Origin of the sequence: Halarcobacter anaerophilus, assembly GCF_006459125.1 — a bacterium.
GTDB lineage: Bacteria > Campylobacterota > Campylobacteria > Campylobacterales > Arcobacteraceae > Halarcobacter > Halarcobacter anaerophilus.
Genome location: NZ_CP041070.1, coordinates 2,289,429 through 2,305,200 on the forward strand (window position 1 = coordinate 2,289,429; position 15,772 = coordinate 2,305,200).

Genomic DNA, 15,772 nt, shown 5'->3' on the forward strand with positions numbered 1-15,772 from the left:
GCTTCTCAAGATTAAAAAATCTTTTTATATGTATGACAATAGGGAGTTTTCCCTGTCTTTGCATAATAATCTTGATGATACTCCTCTGCTTCATAAAATTTTGAAGCTTCATATAAAGAGGTAGCAACTTTATACCCTTTATCCTCTAATTGGTCTATTAACTCCAAAGCTGCTTGTTTTTGTTTTTCATCTACATAAAATATGGCAGAGAGATATTGATTTCCTATATCCGGCCCTTGACCGTCTGTTTGAGTAAAATTATGAATCTCAAAAAAATGTTTTGCCAACTCTTTAAAAGAGACAACGCATTCATCATACTCTACCCTGACTGTCTCCAAATGCCCCGTCATCCCCGTACAAACTGCCTGATAAGTCGGATTTTCAAAATGTCCGCCCATATAACCTGAAACAGCAGAATGAACGCCTCTGAATTTTTCAAATTGATGTTCAACACCCCAAAAACATCCGGCTGCAAAATATGCAAAAGCATGCTCTTCACAACACTTTTCTTTATCTTCAAATTTTAAGGAAATAGAATTAACACAGTGTCTTGTATCTTTAGAAGTGAAACCTTCTCCTTCAAATACATGTCCAAGATGAGCACCGCAAGAAGCGCAGACAATTTCAGTTCTTCTTCCGTCTTTATCGGGAACTCTTTTTACGGCTCCTTTGATTTCATCATCGAAACTAGGCCAACCGCAACCTGAAGTAAATTTACTTTCAGATTTATACAAAGGTGCATTACACTTTTTACAAAGATACGTCCCTTCTTTATAAAAATCATTGTATTTACCTGAAAAAGGTCTTTCTGTTCCTTTATGTTCTATTACGTATGACTCTTCGGGGCTTAATTCATTATATTTCATTTTTTCCTCAAAATTGTAAAATTTAAGGAATTCTAGCCAAAGAAAAACAAAGGCAGGATTAATTTAATATATAGTTTTTTGTTTTAATTGATTTTAAATATTTCTACTTTTTTTATAAAAAATATTTCATAGAAGCAGAATTTTACAAAACTTTAAAACTCTCTTCTACAAGCACTTTTTCGTCAAATAAAATTTTTCCTAAAAAAGTATCTCCTACTTTAAACTCTCCCACACCTTTTGGCGTTCCGCTCATCAAAATATCTCCGTCTTCAAAAGATAAAAAAGTATTTGCCTCTTTTATAATTTGTTCTGGTTTATTTATCATTAAAGAGTAACCGCCTTTTTGTTTTAATTCACCGTTTATATAAAGTTCGATTGAAAGTTTTGTAATATCGTCGTCAAAAGGAACAAACTTTGAAAAAACAGCTGAATTGTCAAAAGCTTTTGCCCTTTCCCAAGGAAGACCTTTTTTCTTTAATTTACTTTGTACTTCTCTTAACGTAAGGTCTAAACCAAAAGCTACGGCACTTATTTTATTCTCTTCAAGTAAAAAAGATATTTCAGCTTCATAATGACAGGTTTTATGCCCTTTAGGAAAAACCAATTTATCACTGACTGCTGAATTTGGTTTTATAAAAAACACCATTTCATCGGGAGTTTCATTATTAAGCTCTTTTATATGTTCAGTATAGTTTCTTCCTATACATACTACTTTTGAAGGATATATTGACTGATTATCCAAAATTATATGATTCATATTTTACCTTTTGCAATATTGTAATATAATAGTTTTCAATATTATATCTAAAGGTTTTATAAATGAAAGAGAATTTATTAATAGTTTGGTCAAGTGGTGATAAAGAGGTTGCAAACAAATTTCCTCTGCTTTACTCATCTGTTGTTTTGCAAAGAGAGTATTGGAAAAAATGCCATCTTATGTTATGGGGTCCTTCAATTCTTTTAGCAAAAAAAAATAAAAAAATTCAAAAACAGTTAAAAAAAATACTAGAAACAGGGGTATCAATGAGTGCTTGTACCGTATGTGTGGATGATTATAAAGCAAATAAAAAATTGGAAAAATTAAATATCCAAATCAATCATACGGGAGAACTTTTAACAGAAGCATTAAAAGATGAAGCTTGGGCTGTAATGACTATTTAAAACTTTTTTAATAAGTCATTTATTATAACAGCTGTCAAGCCCCAGATTATTTCACCTTTGTAATTATATACCCAAACTTTATGACGTCTGTGTCCCCAGGGTTTATGATAAGTTTTGGGTAAGCCCAACTCTTCTACGGGGAAGAGGACAACTTTTTCTCCGTTTTCATCTATTGTATAAGGATGAACTTCATATTTTAAAGTATATTCAACGGGAGGATTTTTTTTAAAAAAATCTATTGGTATCAAAAAAGTTTTTTCAACCTCATTTTTATCAACTTTCATCTTCTTTAAAGCCCTTTTTTTTACTCTTGCGACAAAAGGTTCTACAAGTGCACCGATCGGTGCTACGTAACTGTCAAGCTGACCGAATATTTTTATATCTTTTTTCTTGATTCCAAGCTCTTCATCAATCTCTCTTAAAGCTGTGTGTTTAAAAGATTTATCTTCTTTTTCATAACCTCCGCCGGGAAAACATATATCTCCGCCTTGCCTTATATTTTTTGCTCTTTTTTGAAAAAGAAGATAATACTTTTTATCAATTTTTATAATAGGAATAAGAACAGCCGAATTAAAATATCTCTCTCTTGCCATTACACTTGGATTTTCAGGCAAATTTTTTATTAACTTTTTAAAATCTTTTTTATTCATTTTTACTCTCAAACTAAAATATATAATATATTAAAGCTTTTATTATAGCCTATTTTAGGCTCAACTTCTTTTTTGGATGTTTATATTTTATGGATTGTTTATTATTATGCTTTTAATTTTATTATAAAAGATGCCCCTTTATAAGCTCTATTTTCAAAAGTATATTTTACGTTTTTTGCCTCTAAGGTACCTTTTATATGTTTATCAATAATCTCTTTGCACATATACAACCCTATTCCAGTACCGTGATATTGATGTTTTGTCGTAAAATAAGGATCAAAAATTTTATCCATTATTTCTTTTTTGATTCCTCCTGCATTATCTTTTATCTCAATAGTTACTTCATCGTTGTTTACTTTTGCTTCTATAAAAATATACATTTTATCTAAGCTTGCTTCTTTAAAAGCATCTCTTGAATTATTTATTATATTTATTAAAATTTGAATAAACTCATTTTGAAAACTATTTATAGAAATATCATCGACATTTTTAATAACTTCTATCTCTTTATCATCAACATTACAATTAAAAATACCCAAAGTTTTTTCTATAACATCATCTAATTTAAAGACTTCTTTGTTTTTATTGGGTTTAAAATAGTGCATAAAATCATCAATAGTATTCGATAAATGTGCAGTAGTCGTAATTATTTTGTCCAAAGTTTCATCTAACATTTTATCATCAAGTTTTCCGTCTATCTCTTTTTTTACTTTTAGTCCGCTTGCCCCTGTTGAGATTATAGATAAAGGCTGTCTCCACTGATGGGCAATATTTTGAATCATCTCTCCCATTGCTGCAAATTTTGACTGTTTTGATAAAACTGCATCTTTTTTTAAGTTCTCTTCAACCTCTTTTTTTACCCTTTTTTCAAGGTCTGCATTTATTTTTTGTAACTCTTTTGTTTTCTCTTTTACCATTAATTGTAAAGTATCATTCATCTTTCTAAGAAGTCTCTGTTTATAAATGATAAAAGAGATAATCACCAAAAAGATAATAAGTATTTTCCAGATTAAATCATTATCAAACTCTTTTTTATACTCAATAGTAAGCCACTTTTGAAGAATTTCATCTTTTTTCTCTTTTGAAATAGAATCTACTGCTTTTTCTAAAATTTTATACAAAATAAAATCATCTTTTTTTATAGCTATAGAAAGAGGAACAGAGAGATTCAGTTTTGCGGATATTTTTAACTTTTCAAACTCATTTTCCTGAATTTTATCCCAAGAAGTTAAGAGTAAATCTATATGACCGAAGAGTTCTCCTTTTTTGATTTTTTCAATACTCTCTTCTATACTGTTTACATCTACAAAGTTATGGTTGGGATATTTGTTTTTCAAAGTTTTATTAAAAGAGTAGTACTTATATATTCCTATTTTTTGATCTTTTAAAACAGTAATATCATCAACAAAACCCCTATTATCTTTTGTAATAAGAACCAAAGAGATATCAATAAACGGTTTAGTAAAATTTGCAAAATCCCTTCTCGTTTTTATATCTTCTGCCGAAGAGAGAATATCGCATTTCCCGCTTTTTAGATACTCTAAGCTCTCTTTAAAAGAAGATGTTCTTACAAGATTAAATTTAAAAGAAGTTCTTTTTTCGATAAGTTTTATATAATCTGCGACAAAACCTTTAAATTCGCCTGTTTTTCCAATAAAACTATAAGGTTTGATATTAGGGATTACGCACATATTGATTTTTTTATTGTTATTTAAATATGTATACTCTTCTTTATTTAAAAAAATTTCAGAACTGTTTTTTAATAAAAGTTTTTTTACATCTATTTGTTTGTCAATTAAACCTAATACATTATATAAATCATATATTCTTTGTATTTTCTCAAGTTTTATCTCTCCTAATTTTTCTTTTGCAGGATATGCCAAATCCCTTAAAACTTTTCCCTCATATTTAATAGCATCCAAACTTAGATTTTGTTCATTATATTTATCAAAAATCAACCGGGAAGTTTCATCAATATTTGAAAAAGCATATTTCCAGCCTTTTAATGCCGCCTCTTTAAAAGCCAATACTGTTTGCAGATTATTTTTTACTAAATCTTCATTTGTGATTAAGAAGTCGCTATACATATCAAAACCGTAATCTTTTGGAGAAAAAATATTATATTTGATATTCATTTTCTTTAGATTATAAGGGGACTTTGAAACATATGCCGACATAATATCGACTTTACCGTTGATTAGATCATTTATATTATGAGTATGTTTTATAAAGTTCAAAGTTTTAAAATCAAGATTTTTTGATTGAAGCATAGCTTTTATCGAGATTTCACTTGCATCATCAACTGTTGTCATTATTTTTTTGTTTTTAAATTTTTCAATAGAGTCTATACCCGATTTTTTTAAAGATAGAAGAGCTAAAGGAGAATCTTGGAAAAGAGCATATAAAGCAACAACTTTTTTGCCTGCAACCCTGTCAAGAATCAAAGTTTCCCTGGCTATAGAAAAATCTGCTTTTTTTGAGTCTACATCTAAAACGGCATTTATGCCGAAATGAAAAGGTTTAATAGTAACATCTAAACCGTAATCTTTGAAATAACCTTTCTGTTTTGCTACATAATAACCGGCAAATTGAAATTGATTGAACCATGAGAGTTGAAGAGTTACTTTCTTTAACTCTTCAGCATTTAAGAAGCTAATTAAAAATAAAAAAATAGTTAAAATATACTTGATTTTATACATATTAAAAACCTAAAAATAATATTTCCCAATATTATCCAAAGATTCATAAAAGCTGTATTTATCAGTATTTAATACTTTTTATGGCTTCAATCATTGTTCTAACAACTTTTCTAAGCTCTTCTTCACTTATGATATAAGATACAATAGAGTATATAAGTTTTCCAAAAGGTCTTATCCAGACACCGTGATTAACACAATAGTTCTGAATCTCTTCTGCATAAAAGCTCTCTTTTAACTCAATTACGCCTATTACTCCTATATTTCTAATATCTTCTACAAGTTCCAAATCTTTTGCTTTTTCAAGTTCTTGAGAAAATATTTTTTCAATATTTTGAACTCTTTGCTGCCAAGGTGATTCAAGTAATAAATCTATACTCTCAATAGCAACACTGCATGCAAGTGGATTTCCCATAAAAGTAGGTCCATGCATTAAAGCGCCTAAAGAAGAATTAGAAATTGTATCACTTATTTTTTTGGTAGTAATCATTGCAGCCATCGTCATATAACCGCCTGTCAAACCTTTTCCTACAGTCATAATATCAGGTTTAACCCCTGCCCACTCGCAAGCAAACATCTTACCTGTATGACCAAATCCCGTTGCTATTTCATCTGCTATCATAATTAAATCGTATTCATCGCAAAGTTCTCTAACTCTTTTTACATATAAAGGATTATAGATTCTCATTCCTCCTGCACCTTGAACCACAGGTTCGATAATAATCCCAGCACACTTGGAATGATGAAGTTTTACTTTTTCTTCCAAATCTTTTATCGATTCACTGCAATCTGCATCAAATCCCATTTTTGGTGCTTTTGTAAAAATATGTTTAGGTAAATAAGAGCCATAGATAGAGTGCATTGAGTTTTGAGGATCACATACACTCATTGCTGCTAGTGTATCTCCGTGATAGGCGTGTTCTAAAGCTATAAACTTATATCTTTTTTTTCCTAATGCTTCTTGATACTGTATAGCAGTTTTTAATGCAACTTCAACGGAAACAGAACCTGAATCACATAAAAATACGCTGTGAAGTCCTGTTAAGTCAACCAATTTTTTAGATAGTATTGCTGCTTTTTCATGGGTTAATCCACCAAACATAATATGAGGCATAATCTCAATTTGTTTTTTTAAAGCATTATTTAATTTTTCATTATTATATCCATGAATAGCACTCCACCAAGAACTCATTCCGTCAACAAGTTCGAATCCATCTTCTAATATAATTTTTGTTTTATCTGTTTTTTTTACCGCTAAGATAGATGTTTTTGAAGGAAGTGAATTATATGGATGCCAGACATACTCTTTGTCTATATCTTGCCAATTCATATAAATCCTTATATTAATAAATCATAAAAGTATAACTAAAAAGCGGTATTTAACCGCTTATAGTATTATTTTTGTTTTTTTAACTCTTTTCTAACTAAAATTGCTCCAAAAGTAATTAGAAAATAGCATAAAAGCTCTGTTCCTTCTTCTATTATAATTTTAACTCTGTAGACATAATTTACTGCCATAATATCTTTCCATAATGAACCCATTCCTATCAAACGAGAGTAAAAAAGAAGTAATATTGTTCCTATGATTACAACTTTCATAGCTCTTATTTCAAGAATGTCAGCCATCTGATTTAAACCTTTTCTCCAATCTTTAAAAGCATAATATAAAGCAGAAAAAGTGACCAACAAAGCAGGAACAACCCAAAACCCGTGGTAAACCAAATCAAAAAGAAAATCCAACTCTCTTATAAAAACTACTACAAAAAAGCATCCGATTAAAACGCTTGCTTGTTTTAACTCTTTTTTTTCAAAAGAGAGTTTAATAAATGAATATATAGTTATTAAAACTAAAAAAAGTTGAGTTATCTCAGTTAGAGTTTGCTCTCCGCTTACTATGCTAAAGTTAGTTATATAGTGCGCATCTATACGAATAATTCCGTTTACTAAAAGAATTATAAAAATAAGTCCAAGTATAAATTTTAGATTATCTAAAATTATTGTTTTTGTATTTCTGTTAATTTTTGATGTTATTTCATCATTATTTGAAATGTTTTTCTTCATTCTGTTTCCCCTTAAAAAATTTTGTGTGTGTGATGTGTGTGTAAGTTTTAATAAGAGTAGATAAATAATAAATTTATTATTCTACAAAGAAGTCTTATTCTTCATAATATAATCTTTATACTCTTATAGAAATATAAAAATTATTCTATTTATGGATAATTTTTATAAATAGTTACTAATCTTCATCTATAAAGGTAAAAGTTTTATTGAATGTTCTCTCTTATAAGCTCTATGATTTTTTTGGCACTTTGTTTTGAACCGTATAGTGAACTGTCAAGTGTAAGATGATAATTTGAAGCATCTCTCCACTCTTTATTAGTAAAATGTATACAATAGTTTGCACGCTCTTTATCTGATTCTTCTAACTCTTTGTTCCCTACAGCAGGAGTTACATGATATTCATTATTTATTTTATTTTTTCTATATTCATCATTGGCATGAACAAATATATTTATACAATTTGGGTGATCTTTTAATATAAAGTTTGCACAACGTCCGACTATAACACAAGACTCTTTCATACAGATATCTCTTATAATTTTACTTTGTACTAAAAATAAAACATCTTTAGGCGGCAATTCATCATTTACATAAGCGTAGTTTTGTTCATATAAATCATATAATAAAGAGTTTGTAAGTTTTTGTTCATTTTCCTGAATATAGTCTAAAGTATAACCCGTGTTTTGTGCTGTAAGTTTAATAAGGTCTTTATCATAAAATCCTATATTTAACTCTTTTGCTATAAGTTTTCCGATTTCATGCCCTCCACTTCCGTACTCTCTTGAAATAGTTATTACAAATTTATTTGTACTTTGCATTTGCACTTTTTCTTCAATAGTTTCAACTATTGAAGGAGCGAGCCATTTATCTAAAACAGGTAAAGTATTACTAAAAAATCTTATAATTGCACCCACACTCAAAGCAGCTATTATACTACCTTCTCTAACTCCTTCTAAAGTACCCAATAAAATAAAAGAGCTTGCAGTTCCTATTAGTACCATTGAAGTATCTAATGTTATTTTTACTTTTCCAAACTCTTTTTTGAATCTATGAATAATGGCTATAACTAAACCGTCAAGAGGCAAATAAGTAAGCCTTGTCTTTATAAGTACAAATATCCCAAATGCCAGAACGACACAACCGACTAAACATAAAATAAGCTTTTGAAGATAATTTGCGGGATTTAGATCTGCAAGTAAATACATCGTAATATCAATACAATAACCAAAGACTATAACAACGGGAAGTTGTATAAGTTGTGAAAATTTATACTCTTTCCCCAAAACTATCATCTGAAAAAGAATAAATAAAAAGTTAAAAATAATTGTAATTTCACCTAAAGTAAAAGGTAATTTTAGACTATATACATAAGGTATACATGAAATAGGAGAAACACCCAATTGCGCTCTAACAGACAAAGATACACCTAAAGCCATAATAAATAAACCTATAACAAAAACCGACACTCGTTTTACAATATTCGTATTTAATATCTTCTCTTTTTGTAACATCAAACTATCTTCTTTCTTCTAATTAAACTGTATGGGTATATATCTATTGAAAGTTTTTAATAAATTTCTAATTTCAACACTACACTTTTCGTTAGATTATAATATTAAGTCTTATTACAAACTATTAGGAAGAAATTTATCTTTTTATAATCTCTCTACCCAAAGTTCCAAAGTTCTATCAGGAATAAAATATTTATCTTCGTTTTTGTCTATTAATTCTTTATTAAAAAGTGTATTAATAGAAGATTGCAAAGTCTGTTTTTTGATATTATACTGCTTTAATATTTCAGTATTAAAAAAACCACTTTTATAGTGTCCCACGATTTTCAGTGCTGTTTTTTGATTATTGTTTAATGTATCGTAAAGCAACCTAAAACTGCCATCTTTTGAGTTTATAATCTCATCAATAACTTCATCTGTTTTCTCTTCTGAAATTTTTTCTATCTTATATACATAAAGAAGATGCAAAATATTTTGAATAAGTTTTGTTTCACCTTTTGCTTTTTCATAGATATATTCAATATTTTTTTTAGAAATTTGCAAATATTTTTTTGCATAAACATATATATCTTCAATCTTTAAAGCTTTTAGTTCAAAATGGTTTGCAAGCTCATAAAGAGGAGCCTTATATTCAAAAAAAGAGTTTAGAAGATGCCTTTTTGAGCCTAAAAATATATATGAGATATTTTTTCTGTTTTGAATATAAGTTCTTAAATATGCATCTAATTTTATGTCTTTTATAGTAGCTACCTGCTGAAACTCGTCTATTGCCAAAATGATTTGATTTTTCTTTGACAATTCATTAAGAGAGTTAAAAAAATCTTCCATCATCTGCTCAAAAGTAAGAGTTACAACAACCGGTTTTAAAGAGTATTTTAAAGTTACAGGATCAATAGTAGGCTCTACTCTAACTCTTTTAAATAAAGAAGCAAACATTTTTAGGGCACTTTTTAAATCACTCTTTTGTGAATTTGATAAAGCTTTCAATAAAGAATAAGCAAAATCCTCTTTTGATGTAATATCGAAAATATCTACATAAATACAAAGATAATCTTTCTTATGAATTTCAAGAAAATAGTTTATAAGAGAACTTTTTCCCATTCTTCTTTTTGAATGTATAAGCATATTATTTGAAAAACCTACAAGTTTTTCAATCTCTTTTATCTCTTTATCTCTTCCGTAAAAATGTTCTGTATCACTTATCTTGTCATAAGGAAAAGGTGAAATCATAATATTACCTTTAGTATTTAGTTTTAAGTACTTATAGTATAGTTAAAATATTTTATAAAGTCAATACTAATAGTATTTAATTTAAAATACTAATTAAATATATTTTTTGATTACAAAAAGGTAACAATAAAGTTTATATAATTTAAGCAAAAACTTGCCATTATTTCATCAAAATTTATTTTGGAGAGCAATAATGTCTTTTATACCTGTATCTACACAACTTTTAAATGCTATAAAATCAAACAATGTAAATGAAGTAGAAGAGCTGATTTTAAACTCTGATTCAAGAAAAGAGTTAATAATCGAACATATCTCATATCATGGAAAAGATTTTTTAGTAAATCTTTTACCACAATTTAAAAGTAAAGGTTTAGTTACAAATATCAAAACATTGTTAAATATCGAAGAGTAATTTACAATTTTCTATTTTGGTATTTTGACCAATCAGGCAATTCATGAATATACCCCTCAAAAAGAGGAGAAGAGATTATAAAATCTGCCGTTTGTCGATTTGTAGCTATTGGTATTCTATAAGTATCACATATTCGTCTTAAAGCGGTAATATCAGGTTCATGAGGCTGTTGAGCCATAGGATCTACAAAGAAAAACAAAATATCAAGTTTTCCTTCTGCTATCATAGCTCCGATTTGTTGATCACCGCCTAAAGGACCTGATTTCAGACAATGAACTCCAAAACCTTTTTCCTGTAATAATCTTCCCGTTGTACCTGTAGCATATATCACATGTTTTTGCAGAGTTCCTTTGTTAAACAAAGCCCACTCAATAATATCATGTTTTAAATTGTCATGAGCCACTAATGCAATATTCATTCTTAACCTTTTGTTTCTTTTATTTTAACATAATTAATTCTAAAAAAGAGCTGCTATTTCTTAAGCAAAATATCTCTGGCTTCAGTAATTTTTATAAACATTTCATGACTTCCTCCAACATCAGGATGTGTTGTTTTTACAACCTTTCTAAAAGCCGCTTTTATTTGAGATACGTTAAGAGTTCCTTCTATTGGCAAAGACAATAATTTTCGATATTCTCTTTGACTTTGCTCATTTAAATTTATTTGATTTTCTCTTTTTCTTTTATTGTGATTATGGATATCTTCATAAAATTGTTTTTGTGATTTTCGCTGTTTTTCAAAAGAGTTTCTAAGTAAAAAAGCTTGTTTTTCTTCCCATATTTGCTCACTCATAACAATACAAGCAGCAAAACTAATCTCTCCTTTAGTACAAAGTTCATCTAAACAAAAAGGACCAACCATCTCATAAGGTTCATCTAAATATGCAGTATTAGTTTCAAAATTGATTTCACCGATTGTAACAAAATCTCGAACACAAAGGTCACTATTGAAAATAATAAAATCTTCTTCTAGATACTGCTTATACTTCTGCATGGTAAGCCCTTTTTATAGTATTGATTTTAACTATGCAAGAAGTGTGCGATTGATATATTATTTTTGTTTTTTTGAAAGTTATTTTTCCTAATAAGTCTACATTATTAAAACTCTTATTAGCTTATCTTTTTTATATTATATTCTACTTGTCCAATAATCTGGTTTTCTATTTAATTGCATCACAGCTAAGATTATTATTTGATTTTCTTTTTTGTAATATATGATTCCAAAAGGAAATCTATTTATCAAACATCTTCTTATATCTCCCTCTAATATTTGCCAAGCCTTAGGATGAAATAAATAAGTCATTTAAAATTTTAATCTTTGAGATATTTTTTTAAATACTTCATCCCCTGCTACCAAAGTAACATTTCCAGAGTCAATCTCTTCTTTCCTTTTTCGAACCTCTTTTATCCACAAATCATCTATTGATTTATCTGTTGGAGATATACTTTTTAGTATCTTATCTACTATCTGAGTTTTAATATCAATAGGGAGGGTATCTATTTCATCAAAAAGCTCTTTTTGTGATAATGCTGTCATATAAACTCCTGTATTTTATGTATTTAATGATTATATCATATTTTAAAGAAACAATTAAATCCTAAAAAAAATCAAAATAGAAAAAAGTTTATAAAGAAAGATTGTGTAGAAAATCAATCTCCCTTTAATTTATTTTTTAGTGTAAAAAGTGTCTAATTCCTGTAAAGTATAAAGCCATTCCAAATTCATCGGCTGCTGCGATTACTTCATCATCTCTGATACTTCCGCCTGGCTCGATCACGCATTTTACTCCTGCTTTATTTGCTTCATCAATAGAGTCTCTAAATGGGAAAAAAGCTTCTGATGCAAGTACTGAACCTGTTACGTCTAGTCCTAAATCTTCTGCTTTTCTAAGTGCTGCTTTTGCTGCATCAACTCTTGAAGTCATACCCATTCCAACTGCTACCATTGCAGAGTTTTTAATATATACTACACAGTTTGATTTTGTTCCTGCTGCTACTTTTACAGCTATTTCCATATCTTTTATCTCTTGTGCAGTTGCTACTCTTTTTGTTTTAAGTTCAGCATTTTTAACCTCATCATCTCCAACTCTATCACTGTCTTGATAAACAAATCCACCGTCAATCATTTTAAAGTTGTATGGATCTTTTGATAGTTCAAGTTTTTTTGTACCTTGTTTAAATAGTTTGATTCTTTTTTTTCTGCTTAACTCTTCTACTGCTTCTTCTGTAAAGTCTGCTGCAAATACTACTTCTAAAAAGATTTCATTCATTTTTACTGCTAAATCTTTTTCAACTATACCGTTTACTGCAACAACTCCACCAAAAGCAGAGATTGGGTCACATTTTAAAGCTTCTGTGTAAGATTCTAAGAGTGTATCTTTTATGGCAAAGCCACATGGATTTCCGTGTTTTACAATACAAACTGCATTATCCTCACCGAAACTTGCGGCAATTTTAGCAGCTCCGCTGATATCACCCATATTATTAAATGACGGCTCACCTTTTACTACAATAAATTTATCGCTGAATTGGTTTTCAAATTCGTATAAAGCACCTTTTTGGTGTGGGTTTTCTCCGTATCTTGTATCGAATACTTTAGTTCCTACTATAAACTGTTTTGCACCCATTGAATTGTTGAATCTTTTGTTCATATAGTTTGCAATCATTGAATCATAAGCTGCTGTATGCTCATAAGCTTTTATCATCAAATCTCTTCTAAACTCTTCTGTATTTGTATTGTTTTTAAGATTATTTATAACTAAATCATAATCTGCCGTATCAGTTACTATAATTACAGATGCGAAGTTTTTAGCAGCACTTCTAACCATAGCAGGACCGCCTATATCAATATTTTCGATAATCTCTTCAAAATCATCTGTTTTTTCAATAGTTGCTTTAAAAGGATATAGATTTACACATACTAAATCGATCCCTTCAACTCCTAACTCTTTTGCTTGGTCAAGATGAGATTGTTTGTCTCGTCTGTGTAAAATACCACCGTGAATATATGGATTTAATGTTTTTACTCTTCCTTCAAAACATTCCGGAAATTTAGTAACTTCATTTGCCTCAATTACTGCAATTCCTGCTTCTTGAAGTTTTTTATAAGTACCGCCTGTTGAGATAATCTCATACCCAAGTGCAACCAACTCTTTTGCAAAGTTTTCTACACCACTTTTGTCACTAACACTGATTAAAGCTCTCAAAACTATTCCTCTAATTTCTTTAAATTTTTTGGGATTATACTAAAAAGTTGATTAGTATTCTCTTGCTTCAAAAATTGTCTATTTTATATATAAAAATTTATAATTGCAAACTTTATTACTATGCTATTATATACAAACTACTTTTGGAACTAAATATGAGTGACATAAATCTTCTTTGGATATTAATAAGTTCTTTTTTGGTATTTCTTATGCAGTTTGGCTTTTCTTTAATTGAAACAGGCACTGTAAGAACTAAAAATACAATCAATGTAGCTATGAAAAATCTTATAGATACTGTTTTTTGTATTCTGTTTTTCTGGTTAATCGGTTTTGGATTAATGTTTGGAAGTGACAAATTCGGTCTTTTCGGCGTAGACAGTTTTTTAATTGACGGTTCAGATTTAGAAGAAAATGCTATTTTTCTTTTTCAGTCTATGTTTGCTGCAACTTCTATTACTATTATTTCAGGAGCCGTTGCAGAAAGAATAAAATTTAACGGTTATGTCGTAGTAGCAATAATAGTAACAGCTCTGATCTACCCTATTTTCGGTCACTGGGCATGGAATGAAAACGGTTGGTTAAATCAACTGGGATTTGTGGATTTTGCAGGTTCGACTGTTGTTCACTCAATAGGAGCCTGGATTGGATTAGCAGGGACGATTATTTTAGGACCAAGACTGGGAAAATTTAAAAACGGTGAAGTAAAATATTTTGCACCAAGCAATCACAACTTTATAGTTTTTGGAGTATTTATGCTCTTTTTTGCTTGGTTCGGATTTAATGCAGGAAGTCTTTTACGCTTTGATATTCAAGTAACTTCAATACTGATGAATACTTTAATTGCCGCTGTTATGGGAGGAGCCAGTGCTTGGTTTATCTCTTTGTTATTTAAAAGACGTTTAGAAGTTGAACTTCTAAGCTTCGGAATAATAGCAGGACTTGTGGGAATAACGGCAGGCTGCAACTCTTTGACCCTGTATCAATCGGCTTTTGTAGGTTTTGTTTCAACTATAGTTATGTTTTTATCTGACCAGTTTTTAGCAAAAAAGATGAAAATAGATGACCCCTTAAGCGCAATAAGCGTTCACGGCTTTGCAGGAACCTGGGGAACTATAGCAGTTGGGATTTTCGCCAAACCTCTTGAAGGAATGACAAGAATGGATTTTTTATCTATTCAAATACTTGGGACACTTTGTGCCTTCGGTTTTGCCTTTTTATCCGGACTTATTCTTTTTTTGATTCTTTATAAATTAAATCTTTTAAGGGTTAAAAAAAGATATGAAGTTTTAGGACTTAACAGAAGCGAACACAATGCAAGATTACCTTGGGTTGAAACTATTGAGAGTATTATAGGTATTATGAAAACAGGAAATGTGCAAAAAAAAGTTTATGAAGAAAGAGATACCGAAGTGGGTGTTGTCGCAAGATTTTTCAATATACTTTTAGATAATTTGCGTGCTCAAAATACAAAATTGAGTAAAAGCAATAAAACTCTTCATCAAAAAGCCTATTTTGATACTTTAACAAAAGCTTTAAACAGAGGAGGTCTTTTTGAAGAATTAAATAAAAAATTCTCAAATAAAAGATACTCTCTTGCTATTATTGATATTGATAAATTTAAAACTATAAATGATACTTACGGACACGATATAGGAGATATAGTTTTAAAAGAACTTTCAAACTTGATTTCTGGCAAAATCCGTTCAGATGATCTTTTTGCAAGATGGGGAGGAGAAGAGTTCGTTTTAATTCTTAAAACCCGTGATTTAACAATTGCTCAATCTATTTGTGAAAAATTAAGAATAGAAGTTGAAAATTACGGTTTTTCAAAAGTAAAAAGAGTAACCGTATCAATAGGAGTCAGTAATTTTAAATTACAAAAACAATCTTTTAACGATATTTTTAAAAATGCGGATAAAGCCCTTTATGATGCAAAGAACTCAGGAAGAAACAGAGTGCATGTCTTTTAAAAGAGGTTTT

General features: G+C 29.3%; 16 protein-coding genes. 3 read left to right on the forward strand and 13 right to left on the reverse strand.

Features of this window, described 5'->3' with window-relative positions; genetic code table 11:
* Positions 1 to 11 precede the first annotated feature (11 nt).
* Both AANAER_RS11420 and AANAER_RS11425 read right to left on the reverse strand, forming a co-directional pair.
* A complete protein-coding gene (locus AANAER_RS11420) occupies positions 12 to 866 on the reverse strand; it encodes a bifunctional methionine sulfoxide reductase B/A protein (protein WP_129082271.1) in 855 nt (284 codons plus the stop codon).
* 142 nt (positions 867 to 1,008) lie between these two features.
* Positions 1,009 to 1,623 (reverse strand): fumarylacetoacetate hydrolase family protein, encoded by a 615-nt coding sequence (locus AANAER_RS11425; protein ID WP_129082272.1) that lies wholly within the window; start codon positions 1,621 to 1,623, stop codon positions 1,009 to 1,011.
* A 62-nt stretch (positions 1,624 to 1,685) separates the two neighbouring features.
* On the opposite strand from AANAER_RS11425, the gene AANAER_RS11430 reads away from it, so the two are divergent.
* The gene (locus AANAER_RS11430; protein ID WP_129082273.1) at positions 1,686 to 2,027 is read left to right on the forward strand and encodes a DsrE family protein; all 342 of its coding nucleotides are present in this window, start codon (positions 1,686 to 1,688) and stop codon (positions 2,025 to 2,027) included.
* Here AANAER_RS11430 and AANAER_RS11435 read toward each other — a convergent pair.
* The 6 genes from AANAER_RS11435 to AANAER_RS11460 form a co-directional block, all read right to left on the reverse strand.
* Positions 2,024 to 2,677, reverse strand: coding sequence for an NUDIX hydrolase (locus tag AANAER_RS11435; RefSeq protein WP_129082274.1), 654 nt, complete (start codon positions 2,675 to 2,677; stop codon positions 2,024 to 2,026). The two genes, AANAER_RS11430 and AANAER_RS11435, sit on opposite strands and share 4 nt — an antisense overlap.
* 104 nt (positions 2,678 to 2,781) lie before the next feature.
* On the reverse strand, positions 2,782 to 5,376 hold the full coding sequence (locus AANAER_RS11440; RefSeq protein ID WP_129082275.1) for an ABC transporter substrate-binding protein: 2,595 nt from the start codon (positions 5,374 to 5,376) through the stop codon (positions 2,782 to 2,784).
* A 61-nt stretch (positions 5,377 to 5,437) separates the two neighbouring features.
* A complete protein-coding gene (bioA, locus tag AANAER_RS11445; RefSeq protein WP_129082276.1) occupies positions 5,438 to 6,703 on the reverse strand; it encodes an adenosylmethionine--8-amino-7-oxononanoate transaminase in 1,266 nt (421 codons plus the stop codon).
* A gap of 65 nt (positions 6,704 to 6,768) precedes the next feature.
* Positions 6,769 to 7,434, reverse strand: a complete 666-nt coding sequence (locus AANAER_RS11450) for a hypothetical protein (RefSeq protein WP_044417700.1) — start codon at positions 7,432 to 7,434, stop codon at positions 6,769 to 6,771.
* A 203-nt stretch (positions 7,435 to 7,637) separates the two neighbouring features.
* Positions 7,638 to 8,945, reverse strand: a complete 1,308-nt coding sequence (locus tag AANAER_RS11455) for a cytidylate kinase family protein (protein WP_206732546.1) — start codon at positions 8,943 to 8,945, stop codon at positions 7,638 to 7,640.
* 144 nt (positions 8,946 to 9,089) lie between these two features.
* Entirely contained in the window at positions 9,090 to 10,175 is a 1,086-nt protein-coding gene (locus tag AANAER_RS11460) for an AAA family ATPase (RefSeq protein WP_044417677.1), read from the reverse strand.
* 193 nt (positions 10,176 to 10,368) lie between these two features.
* Here AANAER_RS11460 and AANAER_RS11465 point away from each other — a divergent pair, with 193 nt between their 5' ends.
* Positions 10,369 to 10,587: a hypothetical protein gene (locus AANAER_RS11465; protein ID WP_044417676.1), complete on the forward strand. Its 219-nt coding sequence runs from the start codon at positions 10,369 to 10,371 to the stop codon at positions 10,585 to 10,587.
* A gap of 1 nt (position 10,588) precedes the next feature.
* On the opposite strand, the gene AANAER_RS11470 is transcribed toward AANAER_RS11465, so the two are convergent.
* The 5 genes from AANAER_RS11470 to purH all read right to left on the reverse strand — a co-directional run bounded on the left by AANAER_RS11470 (position 10,589) and on the right by purH (position 13,792).
* Positions 10,589 to 11,005: a methylglyoxal synthase gene (locus AANAER_RS11470; RefSeq protein WP_044417674.1), complete on the reverse strand. Its 417-nt coding sequence runs from the start codon at positions 11,003 to 11,005 to the stop codon at positions 10,589 to 10,591.
* A gap of 53 nt (positions 11,006 to 11,058) precedes the next feature.
* Positions 11,059 to 11,580, reverse strand: coding sequence for a J domain-containing protein (locus AANAER_RS11475; protein ID WP_044417672.1), 522 nt, complete (start codon positions 11,578 to 11,580; stop codon positions 11,059 to 11,061).
* A gap of 135 nt (positions 11,581 to 11,715) precedes the next feature.
* Positions 11,716 to 11,889, reverse strand: a complete 174-nt coding sequence (locus AANAER_RS15015) for a hypothetical protein (RefSeq protein WP_164969350.1) — start codon at positions 11,887 to 11,889, stop codon at positions 11,716 to 11,718.
* Positions 11,890 to 12,123: an addiction module protein gene (locus AANAER_RS11480; protein WP_044417670.1), complete on the reverse strand. Its 234-nt coding sequence runs from the start codon at positions 12,121 to 12,123 to the stop codon at positions 11,890 to 11,892.
* Positions 12,124 to 12,259: 136 nt separating this feature from the next.
* Positions 12,260 to 13,792 carry a bifunctional phosphoribosylaminoimidazolecarboxamide formyltransferase/IMP cyclohydrolase gene (gene purH, locus AANAER_RS11485; RefSeq protein ID WP_044417668.1) on the reverse strand — a complete coding sequence of 511 codons (1,533 nt, stop codon included), beginning with the start codon at positions 13,790 to 13,792 and terminating at the stop codon, positions 12,260 to 12,262.
* 155 nt (positions 13,793 to 13,947) lie between these two features.
* Between purH and amt the strand changes: the two genes are divergently transcribed.
* A complete protein-coding gene (gene amt, locus AANAER_RS11490) occupies positions 13,948 to 15,762 on the forward strand; it encodes an ammonium transporter (protein ID WP_129082277.1) in 1,815 nt (604 codons plus the stop codon).
* The last annotated feature ends 10 nt before the right edge of the window (positions 15,763 to 15,772 follow it).